This window comes from Salimicrobium jeotgali, assembly GCF_001685435.2.
GTDB lineage: Bacteria > Bacillota > Bacilli > Bacillales > Halobacillaceae > Salimicrobium > Salimicrobium album.
In genome coordinates this window covers 660,572-676,615 of sequence record NZ_CP011361.2, presented here as the reverse complement: position 1 = coordinate 676,615, position 16,044 = coordinate 660,572, and the positions used below count along the sequence as shown (strand labels likewise).

At 49.5% G+C, this 16,044-nt stretch carries 16 protein-coding genes; all 16 read right to left on the bottom strand.

Annotated features, from left to right (window positions below; translation table 11 throughout):
* Positions 1-119 precede the first annotated feature (119 nt).
* The 16 genes from AAV35_RS14605 to fliW all read right to left on the bottom strand — a co-directional run bounded on the left by AAV35_RS14605 (position 120) and on the right by fliW (position 16,026).
* The gene (locus tag AAV35_RS14605) at positions 120-1,628 is read right to left on the bottom strand and encodes a murein hydrolase activator EnvC family protein (RefSeq protein WP_008587051.1); all 1,509 of its coding nucleotides are present in this window, start codon (positions 1,626-1,628) and stop codon (positions 120-122) included.
* A gap of 25 nt (positions 1,629-1,653) precedes the next feature.
* Positions 1,654-2,547, bottom strand: a complete 894-nt coding sequence (gene ftsX / locus AAV35_RS03340) for a permease-like cell division protein FtsX (RefSeq protein ID WP_008587048.1) — start codon at positions 2,545-2,547, stop codon at positions 1,654-1,656.
* Positions 2,537-3,223, bottom strand: a complete 687-nt coding sequence (ftsE, locus tag AAV35_RS03335) for a cell division ATP-binding protein FtsE (protein ID WP_008587046.1) — start codon at positions 3,221-3,223, stop codon at positions 2,537-2,539. Before ftsE ends, ftsX begins: the two co-directional genes overlap by 11 nt.
* A gap of 236 nt (positions 3,224-3,459) precedes the next feature.
* The gene (gene cccB, locus AAV35_RS03330) at positions 3,460-3,834 is read right to left on the bottom strand and encodes a cytochrome c551 (RefSeq protein ID WP_008587044.1); all 375 of its coding nucleotides are present in this window, start codon (positions 3,832-3,834) and stop codon (positions 3,460-3,462) included.
* A 43-nt stretch (positions 3,835-3,877) separates the two neighbouring features.
* The gene (locus AAV35_RS03325; RefSeq protein WP_040609029.1) at positions 3,878-4,717 is read right to left on the bottom strand and encodes a YitT family protein; all 840 of its coding nucleotides are present in this window, start codon (positions 4,715-4,717) and stop codon (positions 3,878-3,880) included.
* Positions 4,718-4,923: 206 nt separating this feature from the next.
* A protein-coding gene (gene prfB / locus AAV35_RS03320) for a peptide chain release factor 2 (RefSeq protein WP_179946307.1) occupies positions 4,924-6,028 on the bottom strand; the annotation gives its coding sequence in 2 pieces (ribosomal slippage) (positions 4,924-5,955 and positions 5,957-6,028; 1,104 coding nt in all).
* 51 nt (positions 6,029-6,079) lie between these two features.
* A complete protein-coding gene (secA, locus tag AAV35_RS03315; protein WP_008587037.1) occupies positions 6,080-8,593 on the bottom strand; it encodes a preprotein translocase subunit SecA in 2,514 nt (837 codons plus the stop codon).
* A gap of 84 nt (positions 8,594-8,677) precedes the next feature.
* Complete coding sequence (locus AAV35_RS14315) at positions 8,678-8,821, bottom strand: DUF4806 domain-containing protein (protein ID WP_156330833.1); 144 nt, start codon at positions 8,819-8,821, stop codon at positions 8,678-8,680.
* A 283-nt stretch (positions 8,822-9,104) separates the two neighbouring features.
* A complete protein-coding gene (gene hpf / locus AAV35_RS03310) occupies positions 9,105-9,656 on the bottom strand; it encodes a ribosome hibernation-promoting factor, HPF/YfiA family (protein WP_008587035.1) in 552 nt (183 codons plus the stop codon).
* A gap of 155 nt (positions 9,657-9,811) precedes the next feature.
* Positions 9,812-10,591: a 3'(2'),5'-bisphosphate nucleotidase CysQ gene (gene cysQ / locus AAV35_RS03305; RefSeq protein ID WP_008587033.1), complete on the bottom strand. Its 780-nt coding sequence runs from the start codon at positions 10,589-10,591 to the stop codon at positions 9,812-9,814.
* Between the two features lie 413 nt (positions 10,592-11,004).
* Positions 11,005-11,349 (bottom strand): flagellar protein FliT, encoded by a 345-nt coding sequence (gene fliT, locus AAV35_RS03300; protein ID WP_008587031.1) that lies wholly within the window; start codon positions 11,347-11,349, stop codon positions 11,005-11,007.
* Positions 11,349-11,738 carry a flagellar export chaperone FliS gene (fliS, locus tag AAV35_RS03295; RefSeq protein WP_008587029.1) on the bottom strand — a complete coding sequence of 130 codons (390 nt, stop codon included), beginning with the start codon at positions 11,736-11,738 and terminating at the stop codon, positions 11,349-11,351. The genes fliT and fliS overlap by 1 nt, the downstream gene beginning before the upstream one ends.
* A gap of 15 nt (positions 11,739-11,753) precedes the next feature.
* Complete coding sequence (gene fliD, locus AAV35_RS03290; protein WP_008587027.1) at positions 11,754-13,862, bottom strand: flagellar filament capping protein FliD; 2,109 nt, start codon at positions 13,860-13,862, stop codon at positions 11,754-11,756.
* Between the two features lie 147 nt (positions 13,863-14,009).
* Positions 14,010-15,230: a flagellin N-terminal helical domain-containing protein gene (locus tag AAV35_RS03285; RefSeq protein ID WP_008587025.1), complete on the bottom strand. Its 1,221-nt coding sequence runs from the start codon at positions 15,228-15,230 to the stop codon at positions 14,010-14,012.
* A gap of 129 nt (positions 15,231-15,359) precedes the next feature.
* Positions 15,360-15,587 carry a carbon storage regulator CsrA gene (gene csrA / locus AAV35_RS03280; RefSeq protein ID WP_008587023.1) on the bottom strand — a complete coding sequence of 76 codons (228 nt, stop codon included), beginning with the start codon at positions 15,585-15,587 and terminating at the stop codon, positions 15,360-15,362.
* Positions 15,574-16,026 (bottom strand): flagellar assembly protein FliW, encoded by a 453-nt coding sequence (gene fliW, locus AAV35_RS03275; protein ID WP_008587021.1) that lies wholly within the window; start codon positions 16,024-16,026, stop codon positions 15,574-15,576. Before fliW ends, csrA begins: the two co-directional genes overlap by 14 nt.
* Positions 16,027-16,044 lie beyond the last annotated feature (18 nt).

The window sequence follows — 16,044 nt, the reverse complement described above, 5'->3', positions numbered from 1 at the left end:
CTTACTGTTCATTATAATGAATAAAACGGGTAAGTCAATACATTTATTTAAAAATTCAGATTTATTATTACAAAAAAACTCCCCGGGTTAATCGAACACCCGGGAAGTGGAAACTCTTATTAAAAGTTGACATATTTGCGCGGGTTGACGGCGTTCCGTTTATCCTGACTCCATCGACCTTCGTGCAATTCAAAGTGAAGGTGAGGACCGGTGGACCGTCCTGTGTTCCCCATAAGGCCGAGCTGCTGACCCTGGCTCACCCAGTCCCCCTCTGATACTTCTCTGTTCTGCATATGGGCGTACACTGTCGTATACACCTTCCCGTTAATGGAATGCGTAAGCATAACGACATTCCCATAGGAGCCGGACTGGTACGAACGGAAGACCTGGCCGGAAGCGGAGGCTTTAATCGGGATTCCGTTTCCGCCGATGTCTATTCCCGTATGCATGCGACCCCAGCGAGGGCCCATCTCGGAAGTAACCGGACCCGGAGCCGGATTTATAAATCCTCCTGTAGCGGGTGCTGATGCTTCCGGTTCAGGTTCAGGTTCCGGCTCAGGTGCCGGACTTTCTGTTGCTGAGGATGTGGACGTTTCAGGCTTGGATGCTTCTTCCGGAGCGGCGGAAGAGCTGCTGTCTGAAGCACTCGCTGTGCTCACTTCCGGTGTTTCCTCAACCGGTTCTGCTTCTTCCTGTTCAGCGGCTTGTGCTTCAGCTTCAGCTTCAGCTTTTGCCTCTGCTTCGGCTTTAGCTGCTGCCGCTTCTTTTCTCTTCCGTTCTTCTTCTTTCCGTTTTCTTTCTTCTTCTCGCTTCTGCTTTTCTATTTCGGCAGCGCGTTTTTCCGCTTCCTGAATAGCGGACTGGATGGAAGCTTCCTGTCTCTCGAGGATCTGCTGTTCTTCCTCAAGATTAAGTTTAGTATTGTGCAGCTCTCCATGTTCTATTTCAAGCTCTTCCATCAGCTTCTCTTTCTCTTTCAACTGACTGTCGAGATCGGCCTTCAGCTGCTTCAGATCCGCTCTCTGCTCTTCGAGTGAAGACTTTTTATCGACCAGTTCCTGTTTCTTATTCTCAAGCATTTTCTTCTCTTCCACGTGGGTATCGAAGATGTTCTTATCCTGGTCCATGATGGTCGTAACAGCGGAAGCACGTTCCAGAAAGTCCCCGAAACTCTGGGAATCAAGCAGCACTTCCATGTACTTCACGTCTCCGCCGTTCTGCTGAAGTGAACGGAGACGGTCCGTCAGGATCTCTTCCCTTTTGGCTATACTTTCTTCAAGGTCGGCGATTTCTTTCTTAAGTTCTTCGATCTCTTCTTTCGTTGCCGAGATTTCGTCTTCTTTCTCTCTCAGTTTCGCAAGCGTATCGGAAAGCTTCGAATCTATCTTTTTAATCGCTTCTTCCTCTTTCGCCTGTTTCTTTTCGTTTTCGGAGAGTTCCGTTTCTTTCTGGTTCTTCTCTTCGGATACGTCATTCTGCTTATCGTCGACGTTTTTCTTTTCTTCCTGTAAATTGCTGATCTTATTATTTACGCTGCCGAGATTCGCAAATGCGCTCCCCGGAAGGGCGGTGAATAGTAAAGCTGCAATTAGTGCTGTTATCAACAGCATGGATGGTCCCTTGTTCATTTCCCGTATTCCTCCCTAAGACTGTCTATACTTTCAAGAATTTACGCACGCTCATCACACTTCCCCAAATGCCGATGAACACGCCTATTGCCAGAATAAGTCCCGACAGCTGCCATATGAATGGATTAAAAGGCAGAAGCTGGACGAAATCGAAATTGATCGAATCTCTCAAATGATAATAAAGGTAATAATAACCTCCGGTTACAGCCGCAATCGGGATGATAGAGCCAAGCAGGCCGAGAAGCATCCCTTCAATGAAGAAAGGCCAGCGTATGAACGCATTGGTCGCCCCGACGAGCTTCATGATTCCGATTTCTTTTCTTCTTGCCACTATCGTTATACGTACCGTATTCGAAATAAGGAATATAGCCGTAAAAACGAGACCTATAATGAGCACAAGGCCTATGGTGCGTGCATATTCATTGAAAGTAAAAATTCTCTGCACGACTTCCTCTCCGTAATCCACTTCATCCACGAACTTCAGCTCCCTGACATCGGAGGCGATGGAATCTGCGGCGGAAGGGCTGGAGGGATCAATGACGAACACGTCATTGAGCGGATTCGTCTGATCGAACAGTTCGAACGCTTTCCCCTCATCTCCGAGACTGTCCACGAGCCCTTCAAGCTCTTCGTCTTTGGATGAGTATTCCACCGAAGCCACTTCATTGATCGCTTCGATATCATCACCGAGCTGTTCGACCTGACTTTCATCTGCAGTACGTTCGATAAATACGCGGACTTCAATATCATTTTCGATGGAATTTGCGAACTGGTTCAGGTTCAGCATTACAGCGAGGAACACTCCGACCAGCAACAGCGTCGTCGTGGTCGCTCCTATGGCCGATACCGTCATCCACCCGTTACGGAAAACACTCTTACGGCCTTCGCGGAGGTGACGGCCTATCGTTCTAATCTTCATAGCCGTAATCCCCCCGACGCTCATCCCGTACGATAACTCCGTCTTCAATAGCAATGACACGTTTACGTACCCGGTTTACCACTTCACGGTTATGGGTAGCCATAAGGATAGTCGTGCCGGTCTGATTTATTTCTTCGAGGATGTGCATAATTTCCCATGAGGTCTCGGGATCCAGATTCCCGGTCGGTTCATCCGCAATCAAAATACGCGGACGGTTGGCAATGGCTCTTGCGATCGATACACGCTGCTGCTCTCCCCCTGAGAGCTCGTCAGGTATGAATCTCGCTTTGTTCTTAAGCCGCACCTGTTCGAGAACGTCCATAACCCGGGTCTTGATCTCCGCCGGCCGCTGTTCGATCACTTCAAGAGCGAAAGCGACATTTTCGTAAACGGTAAGTCTCGGCAGCAGACGGAAGTCCTGATAAACGACTCCGATATTCCGCCGCAGCTTAGGGATCCGTCTTTCCTTCATCGCTGCCAGATCCAGATCGTTGATGTGGATACTCCCTTTCGAAGGTTTCTCCTCCCGGAAAATCAGTTTCGTGAACGTCGATTTCCCCGCGCCACTCGGTCCTACCACGTAAACGAATTCCCCCTGTTGAATCCTCACGTCGAGACCATTCAATGCAGTGACACCGTTAGGGTAAGTCTTGTAAACTCCCTGCATTTCAATCATAAGTTAACCACCTATACTTTTCTTTAAAATCGACTTTCCCGTATTTTTTTCTTTTTTTCTCTCTGCTGAAAGTCTGCACATAGTATATCATTCATTTTATATTATTTAGTTCAACAAATTGTTACATTTATATTTCAATAAAACTACAATTCGTTATCAATAATGAACAGTCGTCCAATCCTTCCCATAAAAAACTCCCCGGTGTAAAAGTCACACCGGGGAGATAAAGGTAAGTATTATTTTTTCTGAGCCAACCAGCCTGCAATCTGTGTAGCAGTTTCTTCGTCTACATCCTGAGCCGGCATGTCGCCTCTTCCGTTCTGTATAATAGTGACGATATCATCCTGGGACATGTCAGCTCCTACACTATCAAGAGCAGGTCCGACACCGCCGCCGAGGTCACCGCCGTGGCAGCTCGCGCAGTTAGCCTGGAACGCTTCTTCAGCAGCTGCAGAATCCACTTCACCGCCGCTGCTTTCACCGGAACTTTCCTGTTCTTCCGTACCCGTGTCGCCGCCGGAGTCACCGGAGGATCCTTCATCTCCGCCTCCCCCACAGGCTGCAAGTACAAACATAGCAGCGAACAGGACCGTCAACAATTTCCACTTCATATAATACCTCCTTAAATTTTCATATATTGTCATTATAACCTATTCAGGAAGTTTTGAAACCCTCGCCGAGAACTTCCGTTGCGTTCATCGTTACAATGAAGGCTCCCGGATCGATTTCCTTAATGGTACGAGTCAGCTTCATGAACTCGTTCTGCTGCACGACGCACATGATGACCGGCCGGTCTTCTTCGGTATATCCGCCGGCTCCTTTCAGCACTGTTACCCCGCGGTCGATATCATTCAGGAGTGCACGTCTCACTTCCATTTCTTTTTTTGAAATGATCATGACGTTTTTCGACGTATTGAAACCGACCTGGACGAGATCGATCGTACGGCTCGTAATGAATAAAGAGATGAGAGCATAGAGACCTTCTTCCACCGAGAAAACGATAGCAGAAGTGAATACGATCGTTCCGTCGAGAATGGCGATACAAATACCGAGCGGCAGCTTCGTGAATTTATGGAGCACCTGTGCTCCAAGATCCACTCCGCCCGTCGACGCCCGCCCGCGGAAGACGATACCGAGGCCGAGACCGATCCCCATTCCGCCGAAAATGGCCCCGAGCAGCGGGTCTTCCGTCGGTGTTACAACGTCACTCGTAATCAGGACGAAAAAGGGTAGAATGAGCGTCCCGACGAGAGATTTGATTCCGAAATTCTTTCCGAGGATGAACAGTCCCATCGAAAAAAACAGGATGTTCAACACCCACTGCACAATTCCGGGCTCCCAGCCGAACACATCTTTCGTAATCGTACTGATACCCGCCACACCGCCGGAGGCGATATTGTTCGGAAGCAGGAACAGGTTGAATGCAAGTGCTATGAATAAAGAACCGATAATGACGTAGGAGAATTCTATCGCCAGCCGCATCCGGGGCGGCATCGGTTCTCTCCGATATTTATCCAGTGTAACCACGGAACCCCTCCAATCTTTAACCGTTAAGGAGTATACCAGTACCGCATTTTTCTGTAAATGACAGCAAGATAATGTACTGCTACGTTAAAGGGATCCATACCGGAAGGCAGGTCCCCGGGAACAAAAGAAAAGACACAGCGAAAGTGTTCGCCGTGTCTTTTATAAGGATGGTGTTACCCGTCCATCCGGGAACGCAGGTAGGCATTGATGAACATGTTCAGCTGTCCGTCCATGACGCCTTGGGTATTCCCGCTTTCAGTATTCGTCCGGTGATCTTTCACCATATTGTATGGGTGGAAGACGTAGGAGCGGATCTGACTCCCCCATCCGATTTCTTTCTGTTCTCCGCGGATTTCGTCCATTTCCTGCTGCTGCCGTTCAATTTCCTGCTGATACAGCTTCGACTTCAGCATTTTCATGGCCTGCTCCCGGTTTTTGATCTGGGAACGCTCGTTTTGACACGTCACAATCGTGTTCGTCGGCAGGTGGGTGATACGGACGGCCGAGTCCGTCGTATTGACGTGCTGACCGCCGGCACCGCTTGCCCGGTACGTATCGATTTTCAGATCTTCGTTTTTCACATCAATCTCCACTTCATCATTGAACTCCGGCATTACTTCGCAGGAAGCAAATGACGTGTGGCGACGTCCGGAAGAATCGAAAGGTGAAATACGTACGAGACGGTGCACCCCTTTTTCCGCTTTCAGGTAGCCGTAGGCGTTGTGCCCTTTGATCATGAGCGTGACGCTCTTCACACCGGCTTCGTCCCCGGGAAGGTAATCGAGGGTTTCCACCTTGAACCCGCGGGATTCGGCCCAGCGCTTATACATACGAAGAAGCATGCTCGTCCAGTCCTGCGATTCCGTACCGCCCGCACCGGGATGCAGCTCGAGAATCGCATTGTTCTTATCGTAAGGTTCGCTCAGAAGGATGTCGAGCTCGAATTGATCAAGGTCCTTATGAAGCTGCTCGGTCTCCGTCTCAAGATCCGCACGCAGTTCCTCGTCTTCTTCCTCTTTCACCAGTTCATAGGAGACTTCCAGGTTTCCGAGGGTTTCTTCATAATCCTCCAGTGTGTGCACGAGGCCTTTCAGTCCATTCACTTCCTGGATGACTTCCTGAGCCGTCTCCTGGTCGTTCCAGAAGTCGGGCTCGGTCATCTGCTCTTCAAGTTCGGCGATTCGGGTCTTCCGCTGATCGACGTCAAAGAGACCCCCTGAAGTTCTGTAGTTGCCGGCTCGCTTCGTCCAGCTTGTGCTTGATTTCTGACATTTCCATTTTACTGATCACTCCTAAATAATGTGTACCTCCCCAAAATCAGGGGATGAATCAGCTGCCGTGGCAGTTTTTATATTTCTTGCCGCTTCCGCACGGACACGGGTCGTTACGTCCGACCGTATCCTGCTTCACGTACGGTTTCGCTTTTTTCTTCTCTTTGGTTTCCCCATCTCCGGAAACGGCGGTGGCTCCTTCGGCAACTTCCTGACGCTGCAGGTTGTTGCGGATCTCCGCTTTCATGACGTAGCGGCTCGACTCTTCATCGATCGCCTGGACCATTTCCTCGAACATGCGGAACCCTTCCATCTGATATTCCTGGAGAGGGTCATTCTGTCCGTAGGCACGCAGGTGGATTCCCTGACGAAGCTGATCCATCTGGTCAATGTGATCCATCCATTTCTGGTCCACGGTACGAAGAAGAATAACTTTCTCGAACTCACGCATCTGTTCTTCGGTGAGCTCCGCTTCTTTCTCATCGTAACGCTCGAGTATTTTCTTCATAATAAGCTCTTCCATCTCTTCCGGTTCTTTCCCTTTAAGATCGTCTTCCGAAATGTCACCTTCCATCAGCAGATTCGAACGCAAATAGTTGACGATGGCGTCGATTTCCCAGTTTTCATCGACTTCATCAGCCGTATGGGCCTGCACGGTACGCGCGACCGTACGCGCGATCATCTGCTCGACGATTTCCCGCAGATTCTCGGAAGTGAGCACTTCATAGCGTTGCTTATAAATGACTTCCCGCTGCTGGCGGAGGACGTCGTCGAAAGAGAGGATCGTCTTACGCGCATCGAAGTTGTTTCCTTCCACGCGGCGCTGGGCAGATTCCACGGCGCGGGAGATCATTTTACTCTCGATCGGCTGAGAATCATCCATGCCGAGACGCTCCATCATGCTGCGGACGTTATCGGAGGCGAACCGGCGCATCAGTTCATCGTCGGTCGAAAGGTAAAACCGTGACATACCGGGATCTCCCTGACGACCGGAACGGCCACGGAGCTGGTTATCGATCCGTCGCGATTCGTGACGTTCGGTACCAATAACCGCAAGACCGCCGAGATCGACGACGCCTTCGCCGAGTTTGATGTCCGTACCACGGCCGGCCATGTTGGTCGCAATCGTGATAGCACCTTTCTGGCCGGCATTTTCGATGATTTCCGCTTCCCGGAAGTGGTTCTTCGCGTTCAGCACGTTGTGCGGCACGCCCGCTTTCTTCAAGTAACGGGAAATGATTTCACTCGTCTCGACCGCCACGGTACCGACAAGAACAGGCTGCCCTTTTTCGTACCGTTCCTTGATTTCTTCAACGACGGCACGGAACTTCCCGTCGGTCGTTTTATATACAAGATCGGCATGGTCCTCCCTGATAATCGGTTTATTCGTAGGAATCTGGACGACGTGCATATTGTAGATGCTCAGAAACTCTTCGGCTTCCGTCTTCGCCGTACCGGTCATACCGGCAATCTTATCGTACATACGGAAGAAGTTCTGGAACGTGATGGACGCAAGCGTCATACTTTCATTCTGAATCGGCAGTCCTTCCTTCGCTTCGATTGCCTGGTGCAGACCGTCACTGTAGCGGCGGCCCTGCATAAGGCGGCCCGTAAACTGGTCGACGATAACGACTTCCCCGTCCTGTACGACGTAGTCCGCATCGCGGTGCATCGTCTCCTGGGCTTTCAGACCCTGGTTAATGTGGTGGATGAGCGCCACGTTACCGAGATCGAACAGGTTCTCGATTTTGAAATAGCGCTCCGCTTTATCGATACCGTCTTCAGTCAGCTGAACGTTTTTCGTCTTTTCGTCATACGTGAAGTCTTCATCTATCTTCAGCAGACGTACGAACGCATTGGCCGCATTGTACATATCCGCCGACTTTTTCGCCGTTCCCGAAATGATGAGCGGCGTACGCGCTTCATCGATAAGGATCGAGTCGACTTCGTCAATAATTGCAAATGGAAGCGGCCGCTGTACCATCTGTTCCTTGTACAGCACCATATTATCGCGCAGGTAATCGAACCCGTACTCGTTGTTCGTTCCGTACGTAATATCCGCATTGTAAGCCGCGCGCTTCTCTTCTTTAGACAGGCCGTTCGCATTCAGTCCGGTCGTCAGTCCGAGGAAGTCGTAAAGCTCTCCCATATCCTCCGAGTCACGGCTCGCCAGATAATCGTTCACAGTGACGATGTGGACGCCCTCGCCGGACAGGGCATTTAAATAGGCAGGCATAGTGGACGCGAGTGTTTTCCCTTCCCCGGTCTTCATCTCGGCAATATTCCCCTCGTGCATGGAAATCGCCCCCATGATCTGTACCGGGAACGGACGCATACCTAATACGCGCTTCGCCCCTTCACGGACGACGGCGTAGGCTTCATTAAGCAGATCATCAAGCGTTTCCCCGTCTTCGTAGCGTTTTTTGAATTCATCTGTTTTCTGACGCAGTTCTTCATCTGTAAGCTTTTCTATTTCCGGTTCCAGGGCTTCAATCTTATCGACAATTTTCTGCAGACGTTTGATTTCACGCTGGTTCCCGTCTCCAAATATTTTTTTCAATGATCCAAGCATGTTGAACGCTCCTCTGTATCATAGCAATATCGTAACTGTATCCATTCTATATGATAACACTAGCCGAACAGGAGTGACAACTAATCACCGCCTCCCGGGGACTCCTTTTTCCTTCTCGTTCAATGACTGCATTTTTCCGTTTACAGAGGCTATCATTTCAATAAGCTGAGCCACCGTCTCCTCCTGCTGCCGGACTCTCGCTTCCAGACGTTCGCATTTCCCGCACATGCCACATCGCTCCTTTTCTTTACCTTTTTATAGCACATCCGGCTTACGGATGACAAAGATGGAAGAAAGGCATTCAGGGCGCTTATATGAGGGAGAAAACCGATTTTGCACCTGTGAACTTTTCAATTTTTATGTAAAAAGTGAGTAAAAATTCGCCGTACGTTACAATCGTCATGAGAAAAGCGGACTGCACAGGGATTGTCCTCCCATGCAGCCCGCTATTTTAAATACCGTTATCCGGTGCTCCGTTCTTCATTTCCCCGTATCACTACAAGGGGGGATATCAGGTCTCGATCAGACCGTAACGGCCGTCACGACGTTTATATACGATATTTGTTTCATCCGTTTCCGCGTTCGTGAATACGTAGAAACTGTGTCCAAGCATATCCATCTGAAGGGCCGCTTCCTCGGAGGCCATCGGTTTCAGATCGAACCGTTTCGTACGGACGATTTTCACTTCCTCATCGTCCTCCTCCAGACGACTCTGGGCGTCTCTTTCCATTTCGGCAAATACGTGTTTAGGAGCACCTTCCTGGCGAGCCTTGCGGTTCACTTTCGTTTTATGTTTACGGATTTGACGTTCTAATTTATCTACAACGAGATCGACCGCAGCGTATAGATCCGCGTTATGCTCTTCCGCACGAAGCAGAAGGTTTTTCATCGGAACTGTCACCTCAATCGTCTGCTCTTTGTTGTAGACACTTAAGTTTACGTGGACCTCAGAAGATGGGGGAGTGTCAAAGTAACGCTCAAGTTTCGTCACCTTTTTCTCCACATAATCTCTAATAGAATCTGTCACTTCTAAGTTTTCTCCACGAATATTAAATTGGAACATATAGAAGTGTCCTCCTTTCATCCTTATATACCTTACATTCTACCATACCCCTGGCGACTTCTGCATAAACTAGAGCGAATTATCTGAAAAATGATAAAAAGGTTGGAGAACCCCGTTGTTCTGGGGTTCCCCGTTTATCGTCCATATTATATTCATCAGTTTCGGGAAGCGACGAAGGAAGGGTTTTCCAATTCTTCCTTATTGTATGTGAGATCCTTATCCGTATTCGCGACGTGCACCTTGCCTCCGGCGATTTCCACGATCGCCTGACCGGCAGCCGTGTCCCACTCCATCGTCGGTTTGAAGCGTGGGTAAAAGTCTGCCACACCTTCTGCGATGAGACAGAGTTTCAGCGAGCTTCCGGACGTGAGGGTATTTACGGAACTGTAGTTCTCACTTATGCGGTTGATGAAACTCTCTTCTTCTTCCGACTGGTGGGAGCGGCTCACGATCACGGTGGCCGTGTCTTTATTCGCTTCTATCGCAGGCAGACGGAGGGCCTCGAGCCCGTCTTTATAATTATCAAGGACCGACGTGAATTTATAGGCGCCTTTTTCAGCATCGGCAACGTACAGGTCCTGCAGTGCCGGAGCGTAGATGACACCGTACACCGGTTTCCCTTCACGGATAAGAGCGATGTTCACCGTGAACTCCCCGTTACGCTTCACGAATTCTTTCGTACCGTCGAGCGGGTCGACGAGCCAGTATTCGTCCCAGTCCTGACGCTTCGAGTAGGACACCTGCGCCCCTTCCTCACTGAGGATGGGGATGGACGGGTCATACTCCTCGAGATGCTTCACGATGATGTCGTGTGCTTTCTCGTCCGCTTTCGTAATCGGGGAGTGGTCCTGTTTCTCTTCCACGTCAAAATCCGTTTCATATACGTTCATGATTTCCTGGCCTGCCCGTAAGGCGGCCTGAATTACTTCCTTCATAACCGAAACCTCCATTCTGTATGCTACGATACCTTGTACCCTTAAACCTTTTGTCTCTAACGTAAAAAAATCCCCCAATCAGGACGAGACTGCTGAAAAGCTCCTCCCCTGATCGAGTTATTGATTCTCACGAATCGCTTATCGATGGATGCTTGCCGCGGGCACGGCCTCAGCTAACCTGGTCAGAAAAATCATTTGACCAGGTGGAGCTTCGGCTCGTGCTGTTCCCGCAGGCGTCACCACCGAACGCTCATCGTGGACTCAGCGGATGTGAAACGAATCTTGAAACTAATAAAGGAATAGAAAGAATAAACCTCCTGAAAATAGAAAAAAGCCGATAGCCTGAAGGACTGTAGACAAAAAAACAACACATCGCGCCCGCAGGGTTCTGTGTGTTGTTCTTCATCTCCGCTCTATTTCTTCGAGTCGAGAAACATGCCGTCCGAACCGGCTACGTTCTGATACGGGTTTGTATACTGATTTTTCGTCGACTTCTGTTTCTTATTGTTCCGCATATCCTCTTTCACGCCGGTGAAAATCATTTCCAGACGCTGATTGATCGTTTTGTCACGTTCGAGGACGTCTCTTACGATATGTTTCTCCGTCTCTCCGGGCTCCGGTAGTGTCTGCATCATATTCCCGCGCTTGTCGATCAGCGCTTCGATTTCACCCACCTGTTCGGAGCGGTTCAGCGTCTTTCTCTGAACCACTCCTTCGAGATGGCGCGTGATGGCCGAAAATTCTTCCCACGTCGCCACTACACGTTCCCGCCCTTACTGTATTCCGCTTTCCGCGTCTGTATAAGAACTTCCTTCCACGTATCGCGGAACTCCTCGGCCAGACCCCGCACTTCGTCAAGAATTTCCCGGTCATTCTTCGTGTTCGCTTCCAGCAGCCGGCGGTTCATGTATTCATACAGCGGCAGAATCTGCTGGCTGATGTCGTACGACGGATCGGTCGTTATAATCAGTTCCTGAACGATACGCTGCGCTTTCTGGATATTCAGGTTCTTCTTCTCTATGTCGTTGTTCTCCATTGCTTTTCCGGATGCTTTTATGAACTTGATGCATCCGTTGTACAGTTTCAGAACGAGCTCGCCCTGGGACGCTGTCTCCACTGTGTTGTTTTCGTACGCCTGGATGGACATGTAATTCCCCCTCTGTTAATAGCTGAAATTCTGCATAATGTAGGCCGACTGCTGATTCATCTTCTGAATCGCTTTCTCCATCGCCCCGAACTCTCTCCAGTATCTGTCTTCAATCTGATTCAGCCTGTTTTCGAAATCGCTCATTTCTTCCTTCAGCCCTTTAAGATCTTTCCCGATGGAATACTGGTTCTGCGACTGGAACTGGTTGCCAGCTTTATCGGTAATCTTCTCCATCGTCTGCAGCGTAGAGTCGTAGACGCGCTGAACGATCCCCTTCCTGCCGTAGTCCTCATCCGATGAGGTGAACAGCTTCTCCACCGACTCCGGGTCTTCCTGAATCGCTTTTTTCAGTTCGGCTTCATTTATTTTAAGTTTGCCACCCTCCAGGTAATTGGAGGTGGTCGTAATACCGATGCGCGAAAGCTGCTGGAACTCCGAACTGATCTCGGGATTACTAACAGGCGTATAGAATCCCTGACGCATCTCGCTTAAGGCACTCCGGATCGTCCGGTCATTCCGAAGCAGGCCGCTCTGGGCTTTCTCATCCCACAGCTCTCCCTGTTTATCCGTCATCGCTTCCCGTTCCTCGTCGCTCAGCGGCTTGTAGTCCCGGTAAAACTCTTCACTCACTTTATCGTTCAGAAATTCAATCGTTTCGTTATATTTATCGACGAAGTTCTTAATGTTTTCAAATACGGTTTCCGTATCGTTGCTGACGGATAAATTCACTCCGGACGTTCCCGGGTTGTTCGTTCCCGGTGCCCCGAACGTGTCCTTCAGATTGAACGTAACGCCGTTCATGGAAAAATTGTTGGACGACCGCTCCGTCTGCAGGCCGTTCAGCTCCAGCTTCGCGTTATCCCCGCCTGTTTCTTCCACACCTCCGAACAACAGCCCGTTGTTTATAAATGCTCCGGACGTGAAAATTTCCTGATGATCGGCGTTCTGTCCGTACCCCGCACTTCCTGACCCCTGGCCGTTGAAGTTCCCGGTCTCGGTACGGCTGACGCTCATTTGACCGGTGAAATCATCGAAAAACATGCGGACGCCGGTATCGGCATCATTTACGTCTTTGACGAAGTCGTTCACCGAATCGGAGCCTTGAATGAAAAACAGTTCCTCTTTCGGTCCGTCCGACGTGTGGGCGCCAAGGGAAGAAGTCGTATAGTTCTCCTGGTAGGTGAACGTCACTTCCGCTTTTTCTTCTATCGCTTCATTAAACGTGATTTTCCCGCTGCCGGCATCGAGTTTTCCAAGGACCGCATCCTTTGCTTCGTTCCATATGTCCCCGTTCGCGTCGGTCGTATAGGTCGCTGTTCCGGAAGCCCCGTCCACGGTTACCGTCAGGCTATCCGGGACAATCGCCTCTTTTTTCAAGGTAAAGGTGTTCGTATCGGCTCCTGCAACGGAACTCTCCACCGCCCGATCGGCTACGTAGGACACTTCAAGCCGGGCTTTCGACTCGAGCGGAGTGGCAAAACTCAGTTCTCCGGTGGAAGCGTCCACCATGACCGAATTCTCATCGAGCTCCGCTTCCGTCCCTACGACGTCAAACCGTTTCCCGTCCACTTTCACCATCATCTCAGACAGCGGATTCTGAATCGAAGCTCCTTCTTTCAGAGGAACAGTCGGATTCGCCGTCGCTTCCCCGATCGAGGTCGCATACTTCTCGACGCTTCCCGTCTTCCACGTCCAGCTGCCACTCGTGGCAAGACTTTCGCTGGCCTCCAGTTCTGCAAACGACTGGGAGGAGCTGATCTGATCTTTTGTATTGAACAGACTGCCACTATTTACTTTTGTCGCAGAAGTCGCGAGCTGCGATACGGACTGGAGTGAGTAGCCTGTCTCCGAAGCAGCGGAAGTGGCAGTAATGCTGGCCAGGTTCTCATGGGTGGAAGAAGTGGTGCGGGCCCGGTAGACTCCAGATAATTTCATGTTCACCAGTTCTTCGCGGAAGCCGAGCAGTTTCGTATTCACTTCCCGGTAGTCATCCCTTTTCCATTCGAGAGAGGTCTGTTCCTGTTCCATCTTCTTCAGCGGCATGCGCTCCGCTTTCATCAGATCACTGATGATTTTATCGGTATCCATTCCGGAGGCAAGGCCTCCGATTCTCATATCACTCATCATTTCACCTGCTTAGTTTTTAGGATTGGCGATGTCTTTCGTTATGGTATGTATCGGCTTAAAACGGGAGAAGTTAAGAGGGGAAAAGAGGAGTCTGGACATAAAAAAAGAGACTCCGAAGTGGAGCCTCTGATAAACGATTCAATATTAACGAAGAAGCTGTAGAACTCCCTGTGGCTGCTGGTTCGCTTTGGCAAGCATAGCCTGAGAAGCCTGGGAAAGAATACTTTGTTTCGTCTGATTCATCATTTCCTTCGCCATGTCCACATCACGGATACGAGATTCCGCGGCGGTCAGGTTTTCGGACGATGTGTTCAGGTTGTTGATTGAATGATCCAAACGGTTTTGAGTCGCACCCAGTTTAGAACGTTCTGCCGAGACCTGATCAATCGCAGACTGAATCTTAGTTACGGCATCCGCCGCACTTGTATGTGATGTTACATCAAGAGCCATTTCGGTAACGGTGCTATTCGTACCATCCGTTACGCCAAACTTAGCATCACTGCCTGCCCTAGTTAGACCTAAATTATCGGCTCTCATATCAGAGATATCCAATGTTAAACTTTGATTTTCATTAGCTCCAATTTGGAATTGAAGAGATGAACCAGCATCAGTACCACCTGTTAAAGCGCTTGATGATACACCCGTAGAAGTACCATCAGTTGCAGTTCCAGTGACGGATACGGTTTGTGTAAATCCTGCTGTTGATAACGCATTATTAATTTCAGTTTGTAAATCTCCAGCTGCTACCATTCCAGCGGTAGTATCGTCAAAGTCTCCATTGATAACAATTTTTTGGTTGGTTGTATCAATAGATGCAGATGCTGATGTATCGTTAGTGACAGTACCAGTCTCAACGGTCCAGCCATTCAGCTCGCTTCCTGCGGAAAAATCAAAGTCCAGTGAACCGATAGACACTTGCCCTGGTGTAGTCCCAGTGGACTCATCCTTTGAACCGTTCAACAATTTCTGAGTATTAAACTCTGTTGTGTTACCAATTCTGTTTATTTCAGAAGTCAGCTGATTAACTTCTTTTTGGATTTCTTCACGATCAGCAGTTGTGTTCGTATCGTTCGAAGCCTGAACTCCCAACTCACGCATGCGCTGCAGGATATCATGAGTTTCATTCAGTGCGCCTTCTGCCGTCTGTATCATGGAATTCGCATCCTGGGCGTTTTTAGAAGCCATATCCAAGCCGCGAATCTGTCCACGCATCTTCTCGGAAATCGCAAGACCTGCTGCGTCGTCTTTCGCACTGTTAATACGGAGACCTGATGAAAGTTTCTCCATAGAATTCTGCTGAGCGTTATTCGCGCTTCCCAGCTGACGGTGAGTGTTTAAAGCTGCAATGTTGTGATTAATACGCATAATTAGTATCCTCCCTGATTTTAGATTCCACGTCCTTGTGGAATAATTAAGATGTGTTGCCAAAGGAAAAGCCGGCCGACTTAAGTGTTTGGCTTTACACTTATTATATCGGCCGGCTTTTTTGATTGTTTACTCTTTTTGACTTCTTTTTAACAGATTCATCAAATCATCCGAAGCCGAAGCTGCGGCTCTATTCTCTTCCTGGATGGCCATGTAAATCTCCTTGCGGTGAATGTCCAGGTGGGAGGGGGCATCGATGCCGATGCGCACCTGGTTCCCTTCGACGGACACCACTTTGATTTCGATGTCATCCCCGATCGTGATCGACTCGTTTTCTTTCCGGTTAAGGATTAACATGCTCATCCCCCGCTTTCTGATCGGCGATTCCGTGTTTCGTATGATACCGGCTGCTATTTAAAATCAGCTGCTTCGCCTGGTTCGTCCGCTTGTTGATGACGACGGGCGCCTGCAGGTTAATCGTCGACTCGCGGAAGGGGTCCCTCACCGTAAGGACGCAGTACAGCCCCACGTCCTCCGGCGTCTCCAGCTGCAGTTCCACTTTCGAATTTTCGTCTATATCAAACTCGTAGTCTTTAAAAAATAAATACGGGTTCGCTGTGACAAAAGCCGTCTCTTTTTCCCCGACCGCCTGCAGAACCGAGTACATCGGCGCATCCGGCAGCGGTAACAGGATAAATTCGTTGATGTGTCTGAATCCCGGCAGTCCCTGAGAGAAGTGCACGATTTCTTTATCCTCGACTGTCACTTCTCCGAAATATTTCGTTGCCACTTTCATAAAATCCTCACCTTTGTT

Excerpts from the sequence above, each read along its gene's own strand:
- cysQ (WP_008587033.1), bottom strand. The coding sequence starts at position 10,591 with ATGAAGGAAGTAATTCAGGCCGCCTTACGGGCAGGCCAGGAAATCATG.
- AAV35_RS03325 (WP_040609029.1), bottom strand. The coding sequence starts at position 4,717 with ATGCCGCCCCGGATGCGGCTGGCGATAGAATTCTCCTACGTCATTATC.
- fliW (WP_008587021.1), bottom strand. The coding sequence starts at position 16,026 with ATGAAAGTGGCAACGAAATATTTCGGAGAAGTGACAGTCGAGGATAAA.
- ftsE (WP_008587046.1), bottom strand. The coding sequence starts at position 3,223 with ATGATTGAAATGCAGGGAGTTTACAAGACTTACCCTAACGGTGTCACT.
- csrA (WP_008587023.1), bottom strand. The coding sequence starts at position 15,587 with ATGTTAATCCTTAACCGGAAAGAAAACGAGTCGATCACGATCGGGGAT.
- hpf (WP_008587035.1), bottom strand. The coding sequence starts at position 9,656 with ATGTTCCAATTTAATATTCGTGGAGAAAACTTAGAAGTGACAGATTCT.
- cccB (WP_008587044.1), bottom strand. The coding sequence starts at position 3,834 with ATGAAGTGGAAATTGTTGACGGTCCTGTTCGCTGCTATGTTTGTACTT.
- fliD (WP_008587027.1), bottom strand. The coding sequence starts at position 13,862 with ATGAGTGATATGAGAATCGGAGGCCTTGCCTCCGGAATGGATACCGAT.
- AAV35_RS14315 (WP_156330833.1), bottom strand. The coding sequence starts at position 8,821 with ATGTGCGGGAAATGCGAACGTCTGGAAGCGAGAGTCCGGCAGCAGGAG.
- AAV35_RS14605 (WP_008587051.1), bottom strand. The coding sequence starts at position 1,628 with ATGAACAAGGGACCATCCATGCTGTTGATAACAGCACTAATTGCAGCT.
- ftsX (WP_008587048.1), bottom strand. The coding sequence starts at position 2,547 with ATGAAGATTAGAACGATAGGCCGTCACCTCCGCGAAGGCCGTAAGAGT.
- secA (WP_008587037.1), bottom strand. The coding sequence starts at position 8,593 with ATGCTTGGATCATTGAAAAAAATATTTGGAGACGGGAACCAGCGTGAA.
- fliS (WP_008587029.1), bottom strand. The coding sequence starts at position 11,738 with ATGTCCATCCAGGCGTACGAAAACAACACAGTGGAGACAGCGTCCCAG.
- AAV35_RS03285 (WP_008587025.1), bottom strand. The coding sequence starts at position 15,230 with ATGCGTATTAATCACAACATTGCAGCTTTAAACACTCACCGTCAGCTG.